Source organism: Frigoribacterium sp. ACAM 257 (assembly GCF_007954365.1).
Lineage (GTDB): Bacteria > Actinomycetota > Actinomycetes > Actinomycetales > Microbacteriaceae > Frigoribacterium.
In genome coordinates this window covers 735689-755793 of the sequence record NZ_VOLO01000001.1, presented here as the reverse complement: position 1 = coordinate 755793, position 20105 = coordinate 735689, and the positions used below count along the sequence as shown (strand labels likewise).

Below are 20105 nucleotides of genomic sequence, written 5' to 3'. Positions count from 1 at the left end.
CCCCACGGGCCGCGCGATCCGTGGCCTCCGACACCGTCGTCGAAAGGGACAGCCATGACCGTCACCACTCCCCCGAGCACCTACGCGCAGCCCGGCCAGCCGGGCGCCGCCGTGCAGTTCGAGGCCCGCTACGACCACTTCATCGGCGGCGAGTACGTCGCCCCGGCGAGCGGACAGTACTTCGAGAACCCCAGCCCGGTGAACGGCAAGCCCTTCACCGAGGTCGCCAGGGGCAACGCACAGGACGTCGACCGGGCGGTCGAGGCCGCGTGGCGGGCCTTCGACTCCTGGAAGCGCACCACCATCGCCGAGCGCGCGATCATCCTCAACAAGATCGCCGACCGGATGGAGGCGAACCTCGAGATGCTGGCCGTCGCCGAGACGTGGGACAACGGCAAGCCGATCCGCGAGTCGCTCGCCGCCGACGTGCCCCTGGCCATCGACCACTTCCGGTACTTCGCCGGCGCCATCCGCGCCCAGGAGGGCTCGACCGGCGAGATCGACGGCGACACCGTCGCCTACCACTTCCACGAACCGCTCGGCGTGGTGGGGCAGATCATCCCCTGGAACTTCCCCTTGCTGATGGCGGTGTGGAAACTCGCCCCCGCCCTGGCTGCGGGCAACTGCGTCGTGCTGAAGCCGGCCGAGCAGACCCCAGCGTCGATCCACGTCTTCATGGGGCTCATCGCCGACCTGCTGCCCGCCGGCGTCCTCAACATCGTCAACGGCTTCGGCGTCGAGGCCGGCGCTCCCCTGGCCAGCCACCCGAACATCCGCAAGATCGCCTTCACCGGCGAGACGACCACCGGCCGGCTCATCATGCAGATGGCCAGCGAGAACCTGATCCCCGTGACCCTCGAGCTCGGCGGCAAGAGCCCGAACGTCTTCTTCGCCGACGTCGCCGACGAGCAGGACGACTTCTACGACAAGGCGCTCGAGGGCTTCTCGTTCTTCAACCTCAACTCGGGCGAGGTCTGCACCTGCCCGTCCCGGGCACTCGTGCAGCAGTCGATCTACGACCAGTTCACGGCCGACGGCATCGAGCGGGTCAAGGCGGTGAAGCAGGGCGACCCCCTGTCGCTCGACACGATGATCGGCGCGCAGGCCTCGAACGACCAGCTCGAGAAGATCCTCAGCTACATGGACATCGGCAAGCAGGAGGGCGCGACGCTGCTGCTCGGCGGCGACCGAGCCGACCTCGGCGGCGACCTGACCGGGGGCTACTACGTGAACCCGACGATCTTCGAGGGCAAGAACTCGATGCGCATCTTCCAGGAGGAGATCTTCGGCCCCGTCCTCAGCCTCACGAGCTTCTCCGACTACGACGACGCGATCAAGATCGCCAACGACACCCTCTACGGCCTCGGCGCCGGGGTGTGGAGCCGCAACGGCGCCCAGCTCTACCGGGCCGGCCGCGACATCCAGGCCGGTCGCGTCTGGTCGAACACGTACCACCAGTACCCCGCGGGAGCGGCGTTCGGCGGCTACAAACAGTCCGGCATCGGGCGCGAGAACCACAAGATGATGCTCGACCACTACCAGCAGACGAAGAACCTCCTCGTCAGCTACGCGGACGGCCCGATGGGCTTCTTCTGATGAGCACCGCAGCGAAGGAGGCGCGGGTCGGCCCGGCCGACCCTGCCCCGGCCCCCGAGGCGGTCGCCCCGCCCTCGCGGGTCGACGTCTCCGCGGAGGCGGCGGCGTTCCTCGTCGACCTCACCGCGAAGCACGGCCCGCTGATGTTCCACCAGTCGGGCGGCTGCTGCGACGGCTCGTCGCCGATGTGCTACCCGGTGGGCTTCTTCAGGGTCGGCACGGTCGACGTCCACCTCGGCGACCTCCACGTCGACGGCCTCGACCCGATCGAGGTGTACATGTCGCGCAGCCAGTTCGAGTACTGGAAGTGGACCCACCTCACGATCGACGTCGTCGCGGGCCGGGGCGCCGGCTTCTCGGTCGAGTCGCCCGAGGGGCGCCGGTTCCTGATCCGGTCGCGCATGCTCGACGACGCCGAGCAGGCCGCGCTGGGACTCGTCCCGGGAAGCTGATCGAGAAGACACCGCAGGTCTACGGCGTCTGCGCCGCTGCCGTCCCGCTCTCGGCGGGCGGCAGGGCGTAGACGCCGTGGCCGGTCCGCACGATGACGCCCTGTCGCGCCAGGACCGAGAGGGTCGAGAGCACGCTCGAGCGTCGGTAGCCCGGAAGCGCCGCGACTATCTCGGCGGTGCGGCGGGCGCCGGCGCGGATCACCTCGGGCAGCCGCTCCACGAGCGAGTCGCCGGACGAGCTGCCCGCGACGTCGCCGTCCTCGCCTCCGGGCGAGGTCCCGTCGGCCCCTGCCTCGGCCGAGTACTCGATCCGGGCCTGCGCCAGCCCCTCCGCGGTCACCCGCGTCGTGGCGCCGTCGGGCCCGGCCGCCTGCGCGTAGGGCGCGAGCGTCAGCGACCGGCCGACCCGGCCGTGGACCGCCGACGCGCTGGTGCCCTGGTGCTCGGCGATCTCCGGGTAGGAGGCGCCCCCCAGCAGCAGGACCGCCTCCCCCTCGAGCGCCAGCCACTGCCCGAGGCTCGCGATCTCCCAGCCCGCGGCCGTGACGGCGGAGCCCCAGACCTCGATGTCGTCGCCGTGCTCGGTCGTCAGGGTGCGCAGGTCGGCGAGCAGGTCGAGGAGGCGCCCCCGTGCGTCGTCGACGATCTCGGCCGTGAACTGCGGCGGGCGTCGAAGTTTGATCGGTCGTGACATCTGTGAAAGACTATCCAAGTTGCCCGAGCGGCAGCGCGACGTCGTCCGGCGATCCGGGCGTCACACCCTCACACTTCCCAGGAGTTCCCATGGCATTCGCAATCGTGCGCGCCGGCGGCCGTCAGGAGAAGGTCGAGGTCGGGACGATCCTGACCGTCGACCGCCTCAAGGCCTCGGCATCCGACACCGTCTCGTTCGTCCCCGTCCTGCACGTCGACGGCGACACGATCCTCACCGGCGACGACCTCGCGAAGGTCACCGTCGAGGGCGAGGTCCTGAACGACCTCCGCGGCCCGAAGATCGTCATCCAGAACTACAAGAACAAGACCGGCTACAAGCGTCGCATGGGCTTTCGTGCCGACCTGACCCGCGTCAAGATCACCTCGATCACCACCAAGTAGTAGCGCCGCGACACCGAAGACATCCCAGGAGCTGACACCACATGGCACACAAAAAGGGCGCATCGTCCACTCGTAACGGCCGCGACTCGAACGCACAGCGCCTCGGCGTGAAGCGCTTCGGCGGCCAGGTCGTCCTCGCCGGCGAGATCATCGTCCGCCAGCGCGGCACCCACTTCCACCCCGGCGCCAACGTCGGTCGTGGCGGTGACGACACCCTGTTCGCCCTCGCCCCCGGCGCGGTCGAGTTCGGCAACAAGGGCGGCCGCAAGGTCGTCAACATCGTCGCGACCCAGGTCGCGGTCGACGCGTAGCACCCGGTCCCGCGCACGCGCGGCACCGTCCGACGGCGGTCGTCCCCTCACGGGGGCGGCCGCCGTCGTCGTCCCGGCATGCACCTCGCAGGTCGTCCGCAACACGACGAAAGTCGTGTACCCCTCGGCCCAGGGGGCTCCCGGTCCCCCGGCGTAGACGGGGCGGATGAAGGCTCTCACCTACCAGTCCATCGCCGACGTCGCCGTGACCGAGGTGCCCGACCCGCAGATCGTCGACCCCACCGACGCGGTCATCAAGGTCACCTCCGCCGCGATCTGCGGCAGCGACCTGCACCTCTACGACGTCTTCGACCCCTACCTCGACAAGGGCGACGTGCTCGGCCACGAGACCATGGGCGTCGTCACCGCGGTCGGCTCCGCCGTGTCGCGCATCCAGGTCGGGGACCGCGTCGTCGTCCCCTTCGTCATCGCCTGCCGCGAGTGCTTCATGTGCCAGCGCGGCCTCTTCTCGCAGTGCGAGACGACCCAGGTCACCGAGTACGGCTCGGGTGCGACCCTCTACGGCTACACCAAGCTCTACGGCCAGGTGCCCGGCGGCCAGGCCGAGCAGCTGCGCATCAAGCTCGCCGACGCCAACCTCGTCAAGGTCGGTCACGACCTCGCCGACGAGCGCTACCTGTTCCTCAGCGACATCCTGCCCACCGCCTGGCAGGGCGTCGAGTACGCACACGTCCCCGAGGGCGGCACCCTCGTCGTCCTCGGCCTCGGCCCGGTCGGCCAGTTCGCCGCGCGCATCGGCGTCCACAAGGGCTTCCGCGTCATCGGCGTCGATCCCGTCCCCGAGCGTCGCGCGATGGCCGAGCGCCACGGCGTGGAGGTCCTCGACCTGACCAAGGACGTCGCCGACGTCGTCAAGGGCATGACCGACGACCGCGGACCCGACTCCGTGGTGGACGCAGTCGGCATGGAGGCCCACGACCACGGCGGCGTGAGCATGGTGCAGAAGTTCGCGGCGGCGCTTCCTGACAAGGTCGGCCAGGCGCTGATGCAGAAGGCCGGCGTCGACAGCCTCAGCGCGATGCACCTCGCCTTCGAGGTCGTCCGCCGCGGCGGCACCGTCTCGCTCAGCGGCGTCTACGGCGGGACCGCCGACCCGACGCCGTTCCTCACGCTCTTCGACAAGCAGATCACCATCCGGATGGGCCAGTGCAACGTCCACAAGTGGATGGACACGCTGATGCCCCTCGTCGAGGACCCGTCCGACCCGCTCGGCACCGAGGACCTCACGACGCACCCGGTGCCCCTCGACCGTGCGCCCGAGATGTACGAGCTCTTCAAGAAGAAGGAGGACGGCTGCATCAAGGTCGTCCTCAAGCCCTGACCCACCCGCACCATCTGCACCCGCACCGCCTGGTCACCGGGCCGGTCCCGGGGCCTCCGGCCGCACCTCCTGCGCGCTGCCGCCTCGGGTCCGGCCCTGAGTTCGCCCACCGTTCACCGGAACACGCAGGTCCGTTCACCCCACGCGGAGCTACCGGATGATGGACTGGTGTCGAACACACAACGAGGGTCCCGATCCCGAGGCCCCCGTCGGTGACATCGAATGAGAGCACTCATGGATCTCCGGACGGCCGAGCACCCCCGGCCAGACCACTTCGTCCTGCACCTCAGCGACACGCACCTCGTCGGAGGCGACGGGCCCCTCTACGGGGCCGTCGACAGCGAGGCCCGCCTCGGCCAGATCGTCCGCGAGATCGAGGCGTCGGGCGTCCGTCCCGAGGCGATCGTCCTCACGGGCGACCTCACCGACAAGGGCGAGCCGGAGGCGTACCGCAAGCTCCGGGCACTGCTCGAGCCCGCAGCCGAGCGGCTCGGCGCCCAGGTCATCTGGGCCATGGGCAACCACGACGAGCGCGGCGCCTTCCGCGAGCAGCTCTTCGGGCAGCTCCCCTCCGACCGGCCCGTCGACCTCGTGTACGACGTCAACGGCCTCCGGGTCATCACGCTCGACACGAGCGTGCCCGGGCACCACCACGGCGAGCTCAGCGGCGCCCAGCTCGACTGGCTGGCCGAGGAGCTCAGCACCCCCGCCCCCGACGGCACGATCATCGCCATGCACCACCCGCCGGTCCCCTCCGTGCAGGACCTCAGCGTGCTCGTCGAGCTGCGCGACCAGGCCTCGTTGGCCGAGGTCATCGAGGGCAGCGACGTGCGCACCGTCATCGCCGGTCATCTGCACTTCTCGACGACGGCGATGTTCGCGGGCGTCCCGGTCAGCGTCGCCTCGGCCACCTGCTACACCCAGGACCTCAACGCGCGCCTCGGCGGCACCCGCGGCCGCGACGGCGCCCAGTCGTTCAACCTCGTGCACCTCTATCGCGACACGGTCGTGCACTCGGTCGTCCCGATGGGCACCTACGACACGGTGGGCGAGCCGGTCTCCAGCGAGTCCACGGCCGAGCGCCTGGCCGTCGCGGGGGTGCGGATCGAGCCGGCCGCGCCCCGGCACCGCCGTACGGACACCGCGCCCGTGCCGGTCGTGCGCGACCTCGCGCTGACCGGTCCGATCGACACGCTCTGAAGTCGACACGCACTGAGTTCGACACGCACTGAGCTCGACACGCTCTGAAGTCGACACGCACTGAGTTGGACACGCACTGAGCTCGACACGCTCCGGGCTCGACACGCTCCGAGCGCGTGTGCCGCCGCGCACGTGCCGCCGCGGCTCATCACCCGGTTCGCCGTGCGCGAGCGGACCCAGGTCAGCCGCGTGTGAGGTACGCGCGCAGCCGCCGCAGGTAGTGGTCCCGGAGCACGTGCCGCAGCCGAGCGGGCAACCGCGGCACGACGATGCGGCACACCAGCAGCACCGCGTCGAAGGCCCGAGCCCTGACGGGCCCCCACGGGAGGCGGAACGCCTGGCGCAGGCTCGCAGGCAGGAGCCCCGTCGTCACGAGCCGGGCGAGCGGCATGGCGAGCCACAGCGCGAGGGGCACGGCCCGCGGGTGCAGCAGCTGGTGCGCCACGTCGCGCGTGACGTCGTCGACGACGAGCTCGTCGAGACGGGCGTCCCACCAGAGACGGAACGCGGCGCGGTCGGCGGGCCAGGCCCCGGGAGGCAGCTGCAGGGCCGTCCCGACGAGCTCGTAGTCGCGGTAGACGGCCTCGGGGGCGGCGATGGCGCCGTACACGCGCTCGTACAGGTCGACGGCGGAGTCGTAGAGCGTGGCGGCGACCCAGAGCTGCAGCTGCGGGTCGTGCGCGTCGTAGGCCACGGACGAGGAGGCGTCGCTGCGGACCGGCGCGTGCGCCCGGTCGACGAGACGGCGCACCGCCGCGGCCTCCCCGTCGCTGCCGTAGACGATCGCGTAGAGGTAGGTCATCGTGCCGTGCAGGCGCTGCAGCGGCCGGTCGACGAAGTCGCTGTGCTCGGCCACGCCGTGGCCGACGCCCGGGCAGGCGAGCTGGAGCAGGATGGCGCGTCCGCCCGCGCCGAGCAGCAGGGCCTCCCCCGCCATGTCGCGCATGCCGCGCACGTCGCGGCCGCGCCTCACCTGGTCCTCGTGCACCGGCCCAGCCTAGGACTGCCGCCCCGTGTCGCCGCCGCGAACCCGTCGAGGGCGGGTCGCCTGCCTCGAGGGCGGGTCACGCCGGACCCGCCCTCGGCCGAGATGACCCGCCCTCGACCGGAACGCGACCCGAGGAGCCGCCGCGGGGCGCCTCAGTAGGCTCGGGGCATGGCCACTCCCGACTTCGTCCTGTCCCTCCGCGCGGCCGTCGGCACCGCCCCGCTCTGGCTCTCGGGCGTGACGGCCGTGGTGACGAAGGGCGACGAGGTGCTCATGGTCCGCCGCTCGGACACCGGCGCGTGGACCCCGGTCACCGGCATCGTCGACCCGGGTGAGCACCCTGCGGACGCGGCCGCCCGCGAGGTCCTCGAGGAGGCGGACGTGACGGCCGAGCCCGTCCGTCTCGCGGCCGTCGGGGTCACCGGGGTCGTCGTCTACCCGAACGGCGACCAGGCGAGCTACCTCGACCACACCTTCGCCCTGCGCTGGGTCTCGGGCGAGCCCGCCCCGGCCGACGGCGAGAACACGGAGGCGCGGTGGTTCCCCCGGGACGCGCTCCCGCCGATCAGCGACGAGATGCGAGGCCGCATCGACGCCGGGCTCTCGGACGAGCCCGGCGCGCGGTTCACCGCCGCGGGCGAGCTCCGAGGCGGAGGTCGGCGCGAGGACGCCGCCGGCGGTCGTACCGGCGCGACGCCCGCCTCCTAGGACTCGATGCTGCCCTGGGGGCCGCCGGCCCGGAGCGTGCGGCGCTCCTGCTCGGCGGCCTCGCGGGCGATGCGGTCCATCTCGGCCTGCTCCCACGGCGCCGCGAACGGGAAGTACCGCTCGAGGAAGTCCGTGACGGTGCCGGTGCGCTCCTCGTCGGTGACCTCGGGGAAGCTCCCGTCGTTCAGGCAGAAGAAGTCGAACGAGCGCTTCTTGAGCACCTCGGAGAGCGACGCGAGCCCCGACACCATCGTGGTGTCGACGTAGGCCACCTTCGCGTTCTCCTGGACGATCGCCCGCCCCGTCATCAGCGAGTAGTAGTGGTAGAGCGAGTTGGTGACCGAGATGTTCTCCTTCGCGCGGAACGGGCTGGCGCCCGTGGCGGCGAAGTCGTCGGCGAATTCGTGCTCCATCTCGAACATGACGCTGCGGCGGAGCGGCGCCGCCGTGTGCTCGAGGTGCCGCGTCGTGACGCGGCCGAAGCGCTGCTGCAGGAGGCGGCGGTTCACCCGCGCGGCGTTCTCGAAGCCGCTGCGGTCGGGGTTGTTCAGCCCCAGGCCGATCCGGGTGTCGGCCTCGATGAACTTCGACACGGAGCCGGGTGAGAAGAACATCGACGGAGCGACGGGTCGACCGAAGAACATGTCGTCGTTGGAGTAGAGGAAGTGCTCGCTGAGGCCCTCGATGTGGTGCAGCTGCGACTCCACGGCCTGCGAGTTGTGGGTCGGCAGCCAGGACAGGTCGGAGAAGAACTCCTCGCTGCGGACGACACGGACCCGGGGGTGGTCGCCCAGCCACTCGGGCACGGGCGAGTCGGTCGCGATGTAGATGTTGCGCACCCACGGCGCGAACATGTAGACGGAGCGCAGGGCGTACTTGAGCTCGTCGATCTGCCGGAACCGCGCGGGGGCGTCGTCGCCCTCGCCGACCACGTGGCTCTTCGCCTTGGCTGCCCGGGCGCGCTGGTACTCGACCGAGTTGCCGTCGACCCACGAGAAGACGATGTCCACGTCGAAGGTGATGTCCGTGGCGTGGTCGTCGAACATGTGCGCGAGGGTGGGCCACTGCATGCCGTAGCGCTCGACTGTCTCCTCGACGGCCTCGGAGCGAGGCAGGTCGGTGCGCATGAGCGCGTTCTCGACCGGGACGAGCACCTGGTCGTCGGTGAGGATCCAGAACTCGACCTGGACGGCCGTGCCCGCGCCGTAGCGGAGCCGTCCGATGGGCTCGACGCGCGGTCGGTAGAGCCGGAAGATGCGGTCGTCCTCGGACTCGAGCCCGCCCTCGGACACGAGGACAGCCTGGCCCTTGGGGGGCTTGGCGTAGAAGGGCTCCGTCGCGGCGGCCTCGGCCATGGCGGCGGCGAACGCGGCACGGTGGACGGTGTCGACGGCGATCACGGGCCGGACGTCGTTGCCGCGGACGAGCAGGAACGGCACCTCGGCCTCGTCGAGCACCTGACGGATGAACAGCAAGTCCTCGATCATCGACTGCTGCGGCGTGAGATGGCCGTTGAGGAGCGTGAACTGGCCCTTGCGCACCACGACGTCGTCGCGGTCCAGACCACCGGCTCGAGGACGGGGGGTCAGGAGCGGACTCTCCGTCGTTCCGGTGATCTCGGTGACCATCTAGGCTCAACTTCCTGTGCTCGCCTCGGGCAGGCTGTGCACGTCGTGACCTAATTTAGCGGTCTGCGGAGCGGGCCGCGTCCAGGGGGCCGGCGGCTGGTCAGCGACGTCGTCCCTGAGCGGGACGACCACCTCCGGCGCCGCGGCCCGCCTCGGTGTTCGGGACCTTGGTGCGGACGCCCGCGACGATGAAGACGACGGCCGCCGCGAACTGCATCGCGGCCCAGGGCTGGCCGCTCAGGGGCACGACGACGACGGGGTTCCAGAGCACGGCGACCGCGCCGAGGAGCACGACCGCCCACCAGGCACGACCACGCCAGGCGAACACCGCCATGATCAGGGCCAGGATCGCGACGACGTAGCGGACGACGGTGAACGTGTCGGAGTCGAGCAGGAAGGCCCCGACCGTCAGGACGACGGCGCCCAGCAGGCCCGGCGCGAGGGCCGGGCGGAGGAAGTCGGGGGCCTGGGGCGTGGGCACGGAGCCGCCTCTCGTCGATGCACGGGAAGGCGCGATCGCGCCCCGGGAGAGCCTAGCGGCGGGTGTGGAGGCGCCTCCTGGACGGGTGCACCTCAGTCGATGTCGTAGGGGACGTGCAGCACCGTGAGCGGGCGGCTCATCGGCGGCTCGCCGCGCAGCCGCTCGAGCCCGGGCACGAGCTCGGCGACCCAGGCACGATAGCCCTCGTCGCTCAGGTGCACGCCGTCGGTGGTGAACTCGGCGCGGAGGGCCTCGCCCGACTCGTCGGCGAGAGCCGGCCACAGGTCGAGCCACTGGGCCCTGACCGTCGACGAGAACTGTCGGAGGTGCCGGTTCGCGTCCTGGATGCGGGGTGCCTGGTCCGCGGTGCGCGGGAGGATCGACTGCAGCAGCAGGCGCGTCCCCGGGAGCTCGCGGCGCATCGTGACCATGAGCGACTCCACGCCACGGACGACCTGCTCGACGGTGCGGCGGGCCGTGAAGTCCTCGTTGCCGATCAGGAGGACGACCGAGTCGGGCCGTGCCGCGACGACCTCGTCGAGCCGCTCCGTCAGGGTCGCCGTCGTGTCGCCGTCACGGCCCAGGGCGACGACCTCGTCGTCAGGGAACCAGGCCGACCAGTCGCCGCCTGCTGTCGTGCTGTCTCCGACGAAGACCAGTCTCTCGCCGTGCGCCATGGGTACCTCCGGGTGGTGTCGATGTGCCGAGGGGCCGGACGGCCCCCGGCGTGTCGTCTCGGGGAAGCGTACCGCTGACCGGCTGCGCACGACCCGCACGGTGGCGGGGCCCTGGAGCCCGAGGCGCGTCAGCGACGGAAACGGCGGGGTCGCCGGGCGGCGACGCGGTCGAGGGCGTGCCGGACGCTCGGCAGCAGGACGACGAACGACGCGACGACGACGAGCACGCCGAACGCCACGCCGAGCCAGAGCGGCACGGGCGACCCGACCCCGGGGTCGGCCGGGTAGAGCGGCGTCGGCGTGGCCGCCAGGACGGCCGTGAGGGTCACGACCGCGCCACGCCGGCCTCGACCTCGGCCCCCACGGGCTCGCCGCCCCGGGAGCCGCCCGCAGAGCCGGAGCCCGACACGTCGCGAGCGGCGGTGGCCGTGATCCGCCGCAGCATGCCGCTGAAGATCACTCCGTGGAACGGCAGGATGGCGAACCAGTACAACCGGCCGCCGAGTCCGTGCGGGAAGAACACGGCACGCTGCCGGTAGTGCGAGCCGCCGCCCTCGCGCGGGGTGACGCGCATCTCGAGCCAGGCGCCCCCCGGGGCCTTCATCTCGGCGCGCAGCCGCAGCAGCCTGCCGCGCTCGAGGGTCTCGACGCGCCACCAGTCGAGCGCGTCGCCCACCCGGAGCGACGTCGCGCTGCGGCGACCACGACGGAGCCCCACTCCCCCGACGAGGCGGTCCATCCATCCGCGGGCGGCCCAGGCGAGCGGGAACGAGTACCAGCCGTTCTCTCCGCCGATGCCCTCGACGACTCGCCAGAGCGCCTCCGGCGACGCGCTCGAGTCGGTCTCGCGGTCGTCGGTGTAGACGGTGTGCCCCGACCAGTCCGGGTCGCTCGGCAGCAGGTCGCTGGGGGCGCCCGCGACGGACGAGTCCTGCCAGCTGGTCTCGACCTCACCGTCCTTCTCGCGCTGCAGGGCCAGCCGGACGGCGGCCCGGTAGCGCAGCAGCCCCTCGGCGGGCGGCGGGACGACGTCGTCGATGTCGTCCTCGCTGACGACGCAGTCGTACTGCAGGGAGGCGATGATCGGGATCGCGAGGGCGCGCGGGATCGGCGTGACCAGGTTCACCCACTGCGAGGCGAGCCAGGGCGTGAAGACGGGCAGGGAGGCGATCGGGCGCTGCGCGAGGCCCGCCTCCAGCGCGTAGCCGTTCATCATCTGGCCGTAGCGCAGCACGTCCGGGCCGCCGATGTCGAAGGTGCGGTTGACGTTTGCGGGCACGTCGGCGGAGCCGATCAGGTAGTGCAGCACGTCGCGCACGGCGATCGGCTGGATGTGGTTGCGGACCCACTTCGGCGCGGGCATGTACGGCAGCACGTCGGTGAGGTGGCGGATCATCTCGAACGACGCCGAGCCGGAGCCGATGACCACCCCGGCCTGGAGGGCCACGGTGGGCATGCCGCTCGCGAGCAGCACGTCGCCGACGTCACGACGGCTCCGGAGGTGCTTCGACAGCTCCCCGTCGGGGTGCAGGCCCCCGAGGTAGACGATGCGTGCGACGCCGGCGTCGCGGGCGGCGTCGGCGAAGACGTGGGCGGCCTCGGCCTCGGCCCGCTCGAAGTCGCCCTTGCTGCCCATCGCGTGGGCGAGGTAGTAGGCCACCTCGACCCCGTCGAGGGCGAGACGGACCGACTCGCGGTCGGTGAGGTCGCCCTGGACGACCTCGACGTCGCCGGCCCACGGCACCTCGGCGAGCTTCTCGGGCGAGCGCACGAGCACGCGCACGTCGGCCCCGGCCTCGACGAGGCGCGGGGTGAGGCGGCCGCCGATGTAGCCGGTGGCCCCGGTGACGAGGATGCGCCGACGGGAAACGGCCGGATCGGTGTCGCGCGTGACGTCGTTCTCAGGAGGCATGCCCACGACGGTACGCCGCCGGTCTCAGGACAGGCCGAGGACCTCGCGCGTGCGGACGACGTCGGCGCGGATGTGCTCGATCAGCGCGTCGATGCCCTCGAAGGCGACGTTGCCGCGGACCCAGTCGACGAACCTCACCGTCAGCTCCTGGCCGTAGAGGTCCAACGAGACGTCGAGCAGGTGGGCCTCGACCTGCTTCTCGGGCACGCCCTCGAAGGTCGGGTTGTGCCCCACCGACACGGCGGCGGGATAGGTCGTGTCGCCCACCAGCACCCAGGCCGCGTAGACGCCGTCGGCCGGGACGTAGCCCTCGCTGTCGGGCGCGAGGTTGGCGGTCGGGAAGCCGAGCTCGCGCCCGCGCTGCTCGCCGTGCACGACGATCCCGCGGACGGCCGGCTCACGGCCGAGCAGCTCGCCGGCGCGCCCCACGTCACCGGCCTCGAGCAGCTCCCGGATCCAGGTCGAGGAGGCGCGGCGCCCGCCCCCGAGACGGACGTCGTCGATCGAGACGACCTCGAGCCCGCGCTCGGCGCCGAGCTCGCGCAGCGTGTCGACGTCGCCGCTGCCCCGGACGCCGAAACGGAAGTCGTCGCCGACGAAGACGACACGAGCGTGCAGGGCACCGACGAGGATGCGGTCGACGAACTGGGCCGGCGTGAGGCTCCGCAGCTCGTCGTCGAAGGTGAGCATGAGCGTCGCCGCGACCCCGGCGGCCTCGAGCAGCTCGCGCTTCTGCCGGTTGCTGACGAGCGAGCGCGGCACGGAGCCCGGCCGCAGCACGGCCAGCGGGTGCTTGTCGAAGGTGACCACGGCGGACGTCAGGCCCCGTTCGGCCGCGACCTGCTCGAGCAGGTCGATGACCGCCCGATGGCCCACGTGCACGCCGTCGAACTTGCCGATGGTCACCGCGGTCGGGCCGACGTCGGCGGGCACGTCGGCGAGGGCGTCCCAGAACTGCACGCTCGCTACTCCGTCCGGTCGGCGGCGTCCGCCTCGGCGGCGACCGCGGGCCGGGAGCGGAGCAGCCAGAGGATGCCGAGCACCGGCAGGACGAGGGGGACGAAGCCGTAGCCGCGCCCGAACCACGACCACACGGTGTCGTCGGGGAACAGCTCCGGGTCGAGCACGGTCACCAGCCCGACGATCAGCACGCCGGCCAGCTCGAACGAGATGGTCGCCCAGGCGACGGCGTACGACGTGCGGCCGCGGCGGATCAACGACACGGTGGCGACGATGTAGACCACGGCGGCGAGGGCGCTCAGCGTGTACGCGAGCGGCGCCTCGTCGAACTGCTCGAGGATCTGGAACACTGACCGGCCGGTCGCCGCCAGGGCGAGCACCGCGTAGACCGCGATGAGGACCCGGCCGACGCCGACCGCACGAGAAGACTTCTGAGTGACCATCACCGACAAGGATATGGCGCGCGGCTGTGCACCGCCGCCAGGGCGCAGGAGGCGGCCCTCACGCGACCTGCACGGTCCAGATCTGCAGCATGCGGTAGACCATGACGGCGACCGCGAAGACCGCCGCGGCGAGCACGAGGTTGCTCCATCGCGTCCGGTCGACGAGCGCCCACACGACGGCGAGCGGCGGCAGCAGGATCGCCGAGACCAGGTAGATGTAGAACTCGACGACGTTCCCCGTCGGCGGGTTGCCCGCGAACGGGGCGACGATCGCCACCACCAGCTGCACCAGCAGCAGGAGCAGCACGAGAGCGGTGGCGCCGACCGTGATGTCGTTCGGCAGCTTGCCGGAGAAGCCTGCCACCAGGCAGACGAGGCCGGCGACGCAGGCCACGATCACCTGGGCCCACGTGAACCACTCGATCACGCGTTCACCTCGTCGGTCGGGAAGTTGACGATGGGCACGGCACGGCCGCCGCGCACCGAGACCAGCCCGGCGAGGTCGCCCGAGGCGGTCACCGCGGCCACGGGGCCCTCGGTGTCGGCGCGGCCGGTCGTGGGCCGCTTGCCGTGGCCGAGGTCGATCGCCTCGTCGGCCGTCATCGACCAGACGGGGAACAACGAGGAGGCGACGGCCGAGGGAGCCAGGAGGGCCGGAGCGACCTCGATGCCCTCGAGCACCACGGCGTCGGCCACGTCGAACGAGCCGACCCGCGTGCGCCGCAGCGCGGTGAGGTGCCCGCCGACGCCCAGGGCGCCGCCGAGGTCGCGGGCCAGGGCCCGCACGTAGGTGCCCGACGAGCAACTGACCCGGACGTCGAGGTCACGGACGGCCACGCCGTCGACGACCACGTCGCGTCGATCGAGCACGACGAACTCGGAGACGACCACGTCGCGCGCCTTCAGCTCGACCTCGACGCCCTCTCGGGCCAGGTCGTACGCCCGACGACCGCCCACCTTGATGGCGCTGACGGTCGTGGGCACCTGGCTGATCGGCCCGGTGAGGTCGGCGATGCCGGCGTCCACCGCGTCGTCGGCCACGCCCGACGCGTCGGCGGTCGCCGTGACCTCGCCCTCGGCGTCGTCGGAGGCGGTGGAGACGCCCAGCCGGATCGTCGCCTCGTACGTCTTGTCCAGCCCGACGAGGAACGTGAGGAGCCTGGTCGACGAGTTGAGGCCGAGGACGAGCAGGCCGGTGGCGAGGGGATCGAGCGTGCCCGCGTGGCCGACCTTGCGGGTGCCGGCGGCCTTGCGGACGCGGGCGACCACGTCGTGGCTGGTGATGCCCTGCGGCTTGTCGACGAGGAGGATGCCGCTGTTCACGCGACGACGCTACCGCACCGTGCCCTGGCCGACGCTCAGCACGCGTCGTCGAACACGCGGCGCGGGTGCTCGGCGTCGGATACGTCGACGACGGCAGTGGCGACGGCCCGCAGGCCGCCGCGGCCGCCGCCGGGAGTCACCCAGACCGTGTAGTTCCAGAGACCCGCCAGCTCGGGGCGGCCGAGCGCCTCGCCGTCGACGACGAGCAGGGCGTCGTCGGGGCCGGTCACCCAGCGCGGCTCGACCTCGCGCTGTGACGCGCTGTCGAACGCGGCGGGGACCCACGCGGTGCTGCCGCCCAGCCGGAACGGCTCCACGAGGACGCGGCGGAGGACCGCCCCGTCGACGGGGGCGGGCTCGCCGTCGGCCACCGCGCCTCCCTCGCCCCTCGGCCTGCCGAAGTCGGCGACCGACGCACGGAAGGCCGAGTGGCCGGCCTCGACGAGGGCGGCCGCGAGGTCGTCGGCGAAGGCCGACTGACCAGCACCCGCGGGGCCGTCGACGGCGACGAACGCCCGACCCCTCGAGTAGTTGTGCAGGATCTCCGTCGCGAGAGCGCGCAGCGTGTCCTTCTTGGCGGGGGCCCAGCGAGTCGTCATGCGGTCACCCTAGGCCGGGCCGCCGACAGCGGTCCGAGCGCCCGTAGGATCGTCCGGTGACCATCGCCCCTGCCGTCTCGACGTGGTTCCGCGAGCACGGCCGGGACCTGCCCTGGCGCCGGCCCGGCTTCACGGCCTGGGGCACCCTCGTGAGCGAGGTCATGCTGCAGCAGACACCGGTCGTGCGGGTCGTCCCCCGGCTCGAGCAGTGGCTGGAGCGCTGGCCGACGCCGTCCGACCTCGCCGCCTCCCCTGCCTCGGAGGCGGTGCGCGCGTGGGACCGGCTCGGGTACCCGCGCCGCGCGCTCGCCCTGCACGGCGCCTCCGTCCTCATCACGGAGCGGCACGGCGGCGTCGTGCCCGAGACCGTGCCCGAGCTGCTCGCCCTGCCGGGCGTCGGCGACTACACCGCGCGCGCGGTGGCCGTGTTCGCGTACGGCCACCGGCACCCGGTCGTCGACACGAACGTCCGTCGAGTGCTCGCCCGCGCCGTGGAGGGCCTGGCCGAGCCCTGGGCCCCGAACGCGCGCCGCGACCTGCCGGCGATGGAGTCGCAGCTGCCGACCGACGTCGACGAGGCCCGGGTCGCCAGCGCGGCGGTGATGGAGCTCGGCGCGCTCGTCTGCACGGCGCGGTCGCCGCGCTGCGACGAGTGCCCGCTGGTCGCGCAGTGCGCGTGGGTGCTGGCCGGCCGGCCGGAGCACGCCGGTCCTCCCCTGCGCCGCCAGGCCGCCTTCGCCGGATCCGACCGCCAGGTGCGCGGACTGGTCATGGCCGAGCTCCGGGCGAGCGACGTGCCCGTCACGGGCGACGAGCTCGCCCGGGTGTGGCCCGACGCCGACCAGCGCGACAGAGCCCTCGCCGGCCTTCTCCGTGACGGGCTGGCCACGGGGTCGGCCGACGAGGGCTGGTCGCTGCCGAGCTGAGTCAGCGGGTGGAGCCGTCGGGCTCGACCATCCCGTCGTCGACGGCGCCCGACTCGACGTCGGCCTCGTCGAGGACCGGCACGACCTCGTCGGCCGCGTCGTCGTCGAGGTCGTCGTCGTAGTCGTCCTCGTCGCGGGGCTTGACGTAGGGATCGGCGTCGCCCGCGTACTCGGCCGTGGCGGCGACGGTCTGGCTCTCGTGGTCGCGCTGGCGCGCCTCCTGCAGGAGGCGGTCGATGGACGCCGCGTTCTCGGGCAGGGCGTCGAGGATGAACTCGAGGCTCGGGGTGAGCCGGGCCGTGATGTTCTTGCCGACCTCGCTGCGCAGCATGCCGGTGGCGGACTTGAGGGCGGCACCGGTGTCCGCGCGCTCCTCGTCGGTGCCGTAGACCGTGTAGAACACGGACGCGTGCTGCAGGTCGCCCGTCACCTTGACGTCGGTGATGGTGACGAACCCGAGGCGCGGGTCCTTGATGCCGCGCTCGAGCCGCCGCGCCACGATCTCGTGGATGCGGTCGGCCATCTTGCGGGCGCGCTGTGCGTCGACCATTCGTTGCTCCTTCTGCTGTTCGCCCGGGGGCGAGAGGGGTGAGGCCCCGCCCCGACCGTAGTCGTGGCAGGGCCTCTGACGATGCGTCGCCGGGCGTCAGCCCCGCGGCTTCTCGACCATCTCGATGGTCTCGATCTCGTCGCCGATCTGGATGTCGTTGAACTTGCCGAGACCGATGCCGGCCTCGAAGTCCGTGCGGACCTCGGTGACGTCGTCCTTGAAGCGACGCAGCGAGTCGATGGCGAGGTTGTCGCCGACCACCACGCCTTCGCGGATGACACGGGCACGGGCGTTCCGCGTGATCGTTCCCGACCGCACGATGACGCCGGCGATGTTGCCGACCTTCGACGAGCGGAAGATCTCGCGGATCTCCGCGACACCGGACTGCTTCTCCTCGAACTCGGGCTTGAGCATGCCCGTGAGCGAGTTCTCGATGTCCTCGAGCGCGGCGTAGATGACCGAGTAGAAGCGCACGTCGACGCCCTCTCGGGCAGCACGCTCGCGGGCCTTCGTGTCCGGTCGGACGTTGAACCCGATGATGACCGCGTTGTCGACGGTCGCCAGGTTGACGTCGCTCTCGGTCACGGCGCCCACGCCGCGGTGGATGATGCGCAGCTGCACGCTGTCGTCCACCTCGATCTTGAGCAACGACTCCTCGAGCGCCTCGACGGCACCCGAGACGTCGCCCTTGATGATGATGTTGAGCGCCTCGACCTTGCCCTCTTCGAGAGCACGGGTGAAGTCCTCGAGCGAGATGCGCTTGCGGGCCTTGGCCAGCGACGCGTTGCGCTCGACGGCCTCGCGCTTCTCGGCGATCTGACGGGCCGTGCGGTCCTCCTCGGTGACGAGGAAGGTGTCGCCGGCACGGGGAACGCTCGAGAGCCCCTGCACGAGCACGGGACGGCTCGGGAAGGCCTCGTCGACGGTGTCGCCGTTCTCGTCCATCATCGCGCGGACCCGGCCGTAGGCCGTTCCCGCCACGATCGCGTCGCCCACCCGCAGGGTGCCCGACTGGATGAGCACGGTCGCGACGGCGCCGCGGCCCTTGTCGAGGCGCGCCTCGATCGCGACTCCACGAGCGTCCTTGTCCGGGTTCGCCCGCAGGTCGAGACCGGCATCGGCCGTGAGGAGGACGGCCTCGAGCAGCGCGTCGATGTTCTTGTTGTCGCGTGCGGACACGTCGACGAACATCACGTCTCCGCCGTATTCCTCGGCGACCAGGCCGTACTCGGTCAGCTGCTGACGCACCTTGGCCGGGTTCGCGCCCTCCTTGTCGATCTTGTTGACCGCGACGACGATCGGCACGTTGGCCGCCTGGGCGTGGTTCAGCGCCTCGACCGTCTGCGGCATGATGCCGTCGTCCGCCGCGACCACGAGGATCGCGATGTCGGTCACCTGGGCACCGCGGGCACGCATGGCGGTGAACGCCTCGTGGCCCGGGGTGTCGATGAAGGTGATGGCGCGCTCGACGCCCTCGTGGGGCGCCCAGACCTGGTAGGCACCGATGTGCTGCGTGATGCCGCCCGCCTCGCCGGCGACGACGTTCGCGTTGCGGATCGCGTCGAGCAGTCGGGTCTTTCCGTGGTCGACGTGGCCCATGACCGTGACGACGGGCGGACGGACCTGCAGCACGGCCTCGTCCTCGTCCTCGAGCTCTTGTTCGAGGTCGATGTCGAAGCCCTCGAGGAGCTCCTTGTCCTCGTCCTCGGGAGAGACGACGAGGATGCGGTAGCCCAGCTCTTCGCCGAGCACCTGGAACGTCGCGTCGTCGAGCGACTCCGTGGCGGTCGCCATCTCTCCCAGGTGGAAGAGGACGGTCACCAGGTTGCCGGGGCTGGCGTCGATCTTGTCGGCGAAGTCGCTGATGGACGCGCCGCGACGAAGGCGGACGATCGTGCTGCCGTCGCCGCGGGGGACGCTGACGCCGCCCAACGACGGGGCGGAGCGCATCTCGAACTCGGCCCTCTTGGTCCGCTTCGACTTGCGTGCCTTGCTCTTGCCGCCGCCGCGACCGAACGCGCCGGCCGTGCCGCCGCCGGGGCCGCGACCACGGCCACCGCCGCCGCCGCCCGCAGGGCGGGGAGCGCCGAAGCCGGGACGGAAGCCGCCGGCCGCGCCGGGAGCACCGCCGCCGGGACGCTGGAAGCCGCCGCCGGCACCGCCGGGACGACCGCCGGCACCGGCGGGGCGCTGGCCGAAGCCGTTGGGGCGGGGGCTGGCGCCGACGCCGGGACGCGGAGCGCCCGGACGAGGAGCACCGGGACGGGGAGCCATCGGGCGCGGCCCTGCTGCTCCGCCGGGGCGGGGCATGCTGGTCGCGGCGCCGGAGCCGCCGGGACGGGGCGCGCTCGGGCGGCCCATGCCCTGGTTGCTGGCGAACGGGTTGTTGCCGGGGCGCGGAGCCGGAGCCCCGGGGCGGGGCCCGCCGGGCTTGGGCGCGGAGGCGCCGGACTCGGCGGGAGCGTCGGCGACGGGCGCGGCGCCGGATTCCTTGGCGGCAGCGGCCGCGGCACGCTGCGCCTCGGCCTGGGCCTGACGCTCTGCGACCGTCAGCGGCGCCACGGGGGCAGGTGCCGCCTCCGTGTCGTCAGCGGCGGCAGGGGCCTCGACGGGAGCAGCGGGCTGCTCGGCGACGGGAGGCTTGGGGGCGGCGGGACGGGGCCCGCCGGGCTTCGGAGCCGAGGAGGCGGCGGGGGCCGACGCCTTCGTGCTCGCGGAGGGCGCGGCAGCGGTCTTGGGCGCCGCTGCGGCGGCACCGGCGAAGGCCTGGCGCAGCTTGCGGGCCACGGGGGGCTCGACGCTGGAGGACGGTCCCTTGACGAACTCGCCCATCTCCTTGAGCTTCTCTAGTGCGGTCTTGCTGTCGATCCCCAGCTCGCTGGCGATCTCGTGTACGCGTGGTTTAGCCACAGTT

General features: G+C 72.1%; 22 protein-coding genes. 8 read left to right on the top strand and 14 right to left on the bottom strand.

Annotated features, from left to right (window positions below):
• Nucleotides 1–54 precede the first annotated feature (54 nt).
• On the top strand, nt 55–1596 hold the full coding sequence (locus ES689_RS03505; protein ID WP_146900224.1) for an aldehyde dehydrogenase family protein: 1542 nt from the start codon (nt 55–57) through the stop codon (nt 1594–1596).
• The gene (locus ES689_RS03500; RefSeq protein ID WP_146900221.1) at nt 1596–2048 is read left to right on the top strand and encodes a DUF779 domain-containing protein; all 453 of its coding nucleotides are present in this window, start codon (nt 1596–1598) and stop codon (nt 2046–2048) included. Before ES689_RS03505 ends, ES689_RS03500 begins: the two co-directional genes overlap by 1 nt.
• Before the next feature lie 19 nt (nt 2049–2067).
• Here the strand turns inward: ES689_RS03500 and ES689_RS03495 are convergent, their stop codons facing one another.
• Complete coding sequence (locus tag ES689_RS03495; RefSeq protein WP_146900218.1) at nt 2068–2742, bottom strand: hypothetical protein; 675 nt, start codon at nt 2740–2742, stop codon at nt 2068–2070.
• An 89-nt stretch (nt 2743–2831) separates the two neighbouring features.
• Here ES689_RS03495 and rplU point away from each other — a divergent pair, with 89 nt between their 5' ends.
• From rplU to ES689_RS03475, 4 genes are all read left to right on the top strand, one after another.
• Nucleotides 2832–3143 carry a 50S ribosomal protein L21 gene (rplU, locus tag ES689_RS03490; protein WP_123546218.1) on the top strand — a complete coding sequence of 104 codons (312 nt, stop codon included), beginning with the start codon at nt 2832–2834 and terminating at the stop codon, nt 3141–3143.
• A gap of 41 nt (nt 3144–3184) precedes the next feature.
• A complete protein-coding gene (gene rpmA / locus ES689_RS03485; protein ID WP_123546220.1) occupies nt 3185–3454 on the top strand; it encodes a 50S ribosomal protein L27 in 270 nt (89 codons plus the stop codon).
• 166 nt (nt 3455–3620) lie between these two features.
• Nucleotides 3621–4796, top strand: coding sequence for an alcohol dehydrogenase catalytic domain-containing protein (locus ES689_RS03480; RefSeq protein WP_146900217.1), 1176 nt, complete (start codon nt 3621–3623; stop codon nt 4794–4796).
• Nucleotides 4797–5030: 234 nt separating this feature from the next.
• Entirely contained in the window at nt 5031–5996 is a 966-nt protein-coding gene (locus ES689_RS03475; protein WP_146900214.1) for a phosphodiesterase, read from the top strand.
• A gap of 181 nt (nt 5997–6177) precedes the next feature.
• On the opposite strand, the gene ES689_RS03470 is transcribed toward ES689_RS03475, so the two are convergent.
• Nucleotides 6178–6984 carry an oxygenase MpaB family protein gene (locus ES689_RS03470; protein ID WP_223269358.1) on the bottom strand — a complete coding sequence of 269 codons (807 nt, stop codon included), beginning with the start codon at nt 6982–6984 and terminating at the stop codon, nt 6178–6180.
• Between the two features lie 168 nt (nt 6985–7152).
• Between ES689_RS03470 and ES689_RS03465 the strand changes: the two genes are divergently transcribed.
• Nucleotides 7153–7692 carry an NUDIX domain-containing protein gene (locus ES689_RS03465; protein ID WP_146900211.1) on the top strand — a complete coding sequence of 180 codons (540 nt, stop codon included), beginning with the start codon at nt 7153–7155 and terminating at the stop codon, nt 7690–7692.
• Here ES689_RS03465 and ES689_RS03460 read toward each other — a convergent pair.
• From ES689_RS03460 to ES689_RS03415, 10 genes are all read right to left on the bottom strand, one after another.
• A complete protein-coding gene (locus ES689_RS03460) occupies nt 7689–9320 on the bottom strand; it encodes a stealth conserved region 3 domain-containing protein (RefSeq protein WP_146900207.1) in 1632 nt (543 codons plus the stop codon). The two genes, ES689_RS03465 and ES689_RS03460, sit on opposite strands and share 4 nt — an antisense overlap.
• Before the next feature lie 100 nt (nt 9321–9420).
• A complete protein-coding gene (locus ES689_RS03455; RefSeq protein WP_146900204.1) occupies nt 9421–9801 on the bottom strand; it encodes a DUF6804 family protein in 381 nt (126 codons plus the stop codon).
• Nucleotides 9802–9893: 92 nt separating this feature from the next.
• Complete coding sequence (locus ES689_RS03450; protein ID WP_146900202.1) at nt 9894–10478, bottom strand: GDSL-type esterase/lipase family protein; 585 nt, start codon at nt 10476–10478, stop codon at nt 9894–9896.
• A gap of 128 nt (nt 10479–10606) precedes the next feature.
• Nucleotides 10607–10807: a hypothetical protein gene (locus ES689_RS03445; protein WP_146900199.1), complete on the bottom strand. Its 201-nt coding sequence runs from the start codon at nt 10805–10807 to the stop codon at nt 10607–10609.
• Nucleotides 10804–12390 (bottom strand): SDR family oxidoreductase, encoded by a 1587-nt coding sequence (locus ES689_RS03440; protein ID WP_146900195.1) that lies wholly within the window; start codon nt 12388–12390, stop codon nt 10804–10806. The genes ES689_RS03445 and ES689_RS03440 overlap by 4 nt, the downstream gene beginning before the upstream one ends.
• 24 nt (nt 12391–12414) lie before the next feature.
• A complete protein-coding gene (locus ES689_RS03435; protein ID WP_146900190.1) occupies nt 12415–13350 on the bottom strand; it encodes a bifunctional riboflavin kinase/FAD synthetase in 936 nt (311 codons plus the stop codon).
• 5 nt (nt 13351–13355) lie between these two features.
• Nucleotides 13356–13793, bottom strand: coding sequence for a hypothetical protein (locus ES689_RS03430; RefSeq protein WP_123546244.1), 438 nt, complete (start codon nt 13791–13793; stop codon nt 13356–13358).
• A 58-nt stretch (nt 13794–13851) separates the two neighbouring features.
• Complete coding sequence (locus tag ES689_RS03425; protein ID WP_133737651.1) at nt 13852–14220, bottom strand: hypothetical protein; 369 nt, start codon at nt 14218–14220, stop codon at nt 13852–13854.
• Nucleotides 14217–15116 (bottom strand): tRNA pseudouridine(55) synthase TruB, encoded by a 900-nt coding sequence (gene truB / locus ES689_RS03420; RefSeq protein ID WP_146900187.1) that lies wholly within the window; start codon nt 15114–15116, stop codon nt 14217–14219. Before truB ends, ES689_RS03425 begins: the two co-directional genes overlap by 4 nt.
• Nucleotides 15117–15151: 35 nt before the next feature.
• Complete coding sequence (locus ES689_RS03415; RefSeq protein WP_146900184.1) at nt 15152–15715, bottom strand: hypothetical protein; 564 nt, start codon at nt 15713–15715, stop codon at nt 15152–15154.
• Between the two features lie 56 nt (nt 15716–15771).
• Between ES689_RS03415 and ES689_RS03410 the strand changes: the two genes are divergently transcribed.
• Entirely contained in the window at nt 15772–16641 is an 870-nt protein-coding gene (locus tag ES689_RS03410) for an A/G-specific adenine glycosylase (RefSeq protein ID WP_191330162.1), read from the top strand.
• Nucleotide 16642: 1 nt separating this feature from the next.
• Here the strand turns inward: ES689_RS03410 and rbfA are convergent, their stop codons facing one another.
• Together rbfA and infB are read right to left on the bottom strand one after the other, a co-directional pair.
• Nucleotides 16643–17191 carry a 30S ribosome-binding factor RbfA gene (gene rbfA, locus ES689_RS03405; RefSeq protein ID WP_146900181.1) on the bottom strand — a complete coding sequence of 183 codons (549 nt, stop codon included), beginning with the start codon at nt 17189–17191 and terminating at the stop codon, nt 16643–16645.
• Between the two features lie 96 nt (nt 17192–17287).
• Entirely contained in the window at nt 17288–20101 is a 2814-nt protein-coding gene (gene infB, locus ES689_RS03400) for a translation initiation factor IF-2 (protein WP_146900179.1), read from the bottom strand.
• Nucleotides 20102–20105: the final 4 nt, after the last annotated feature.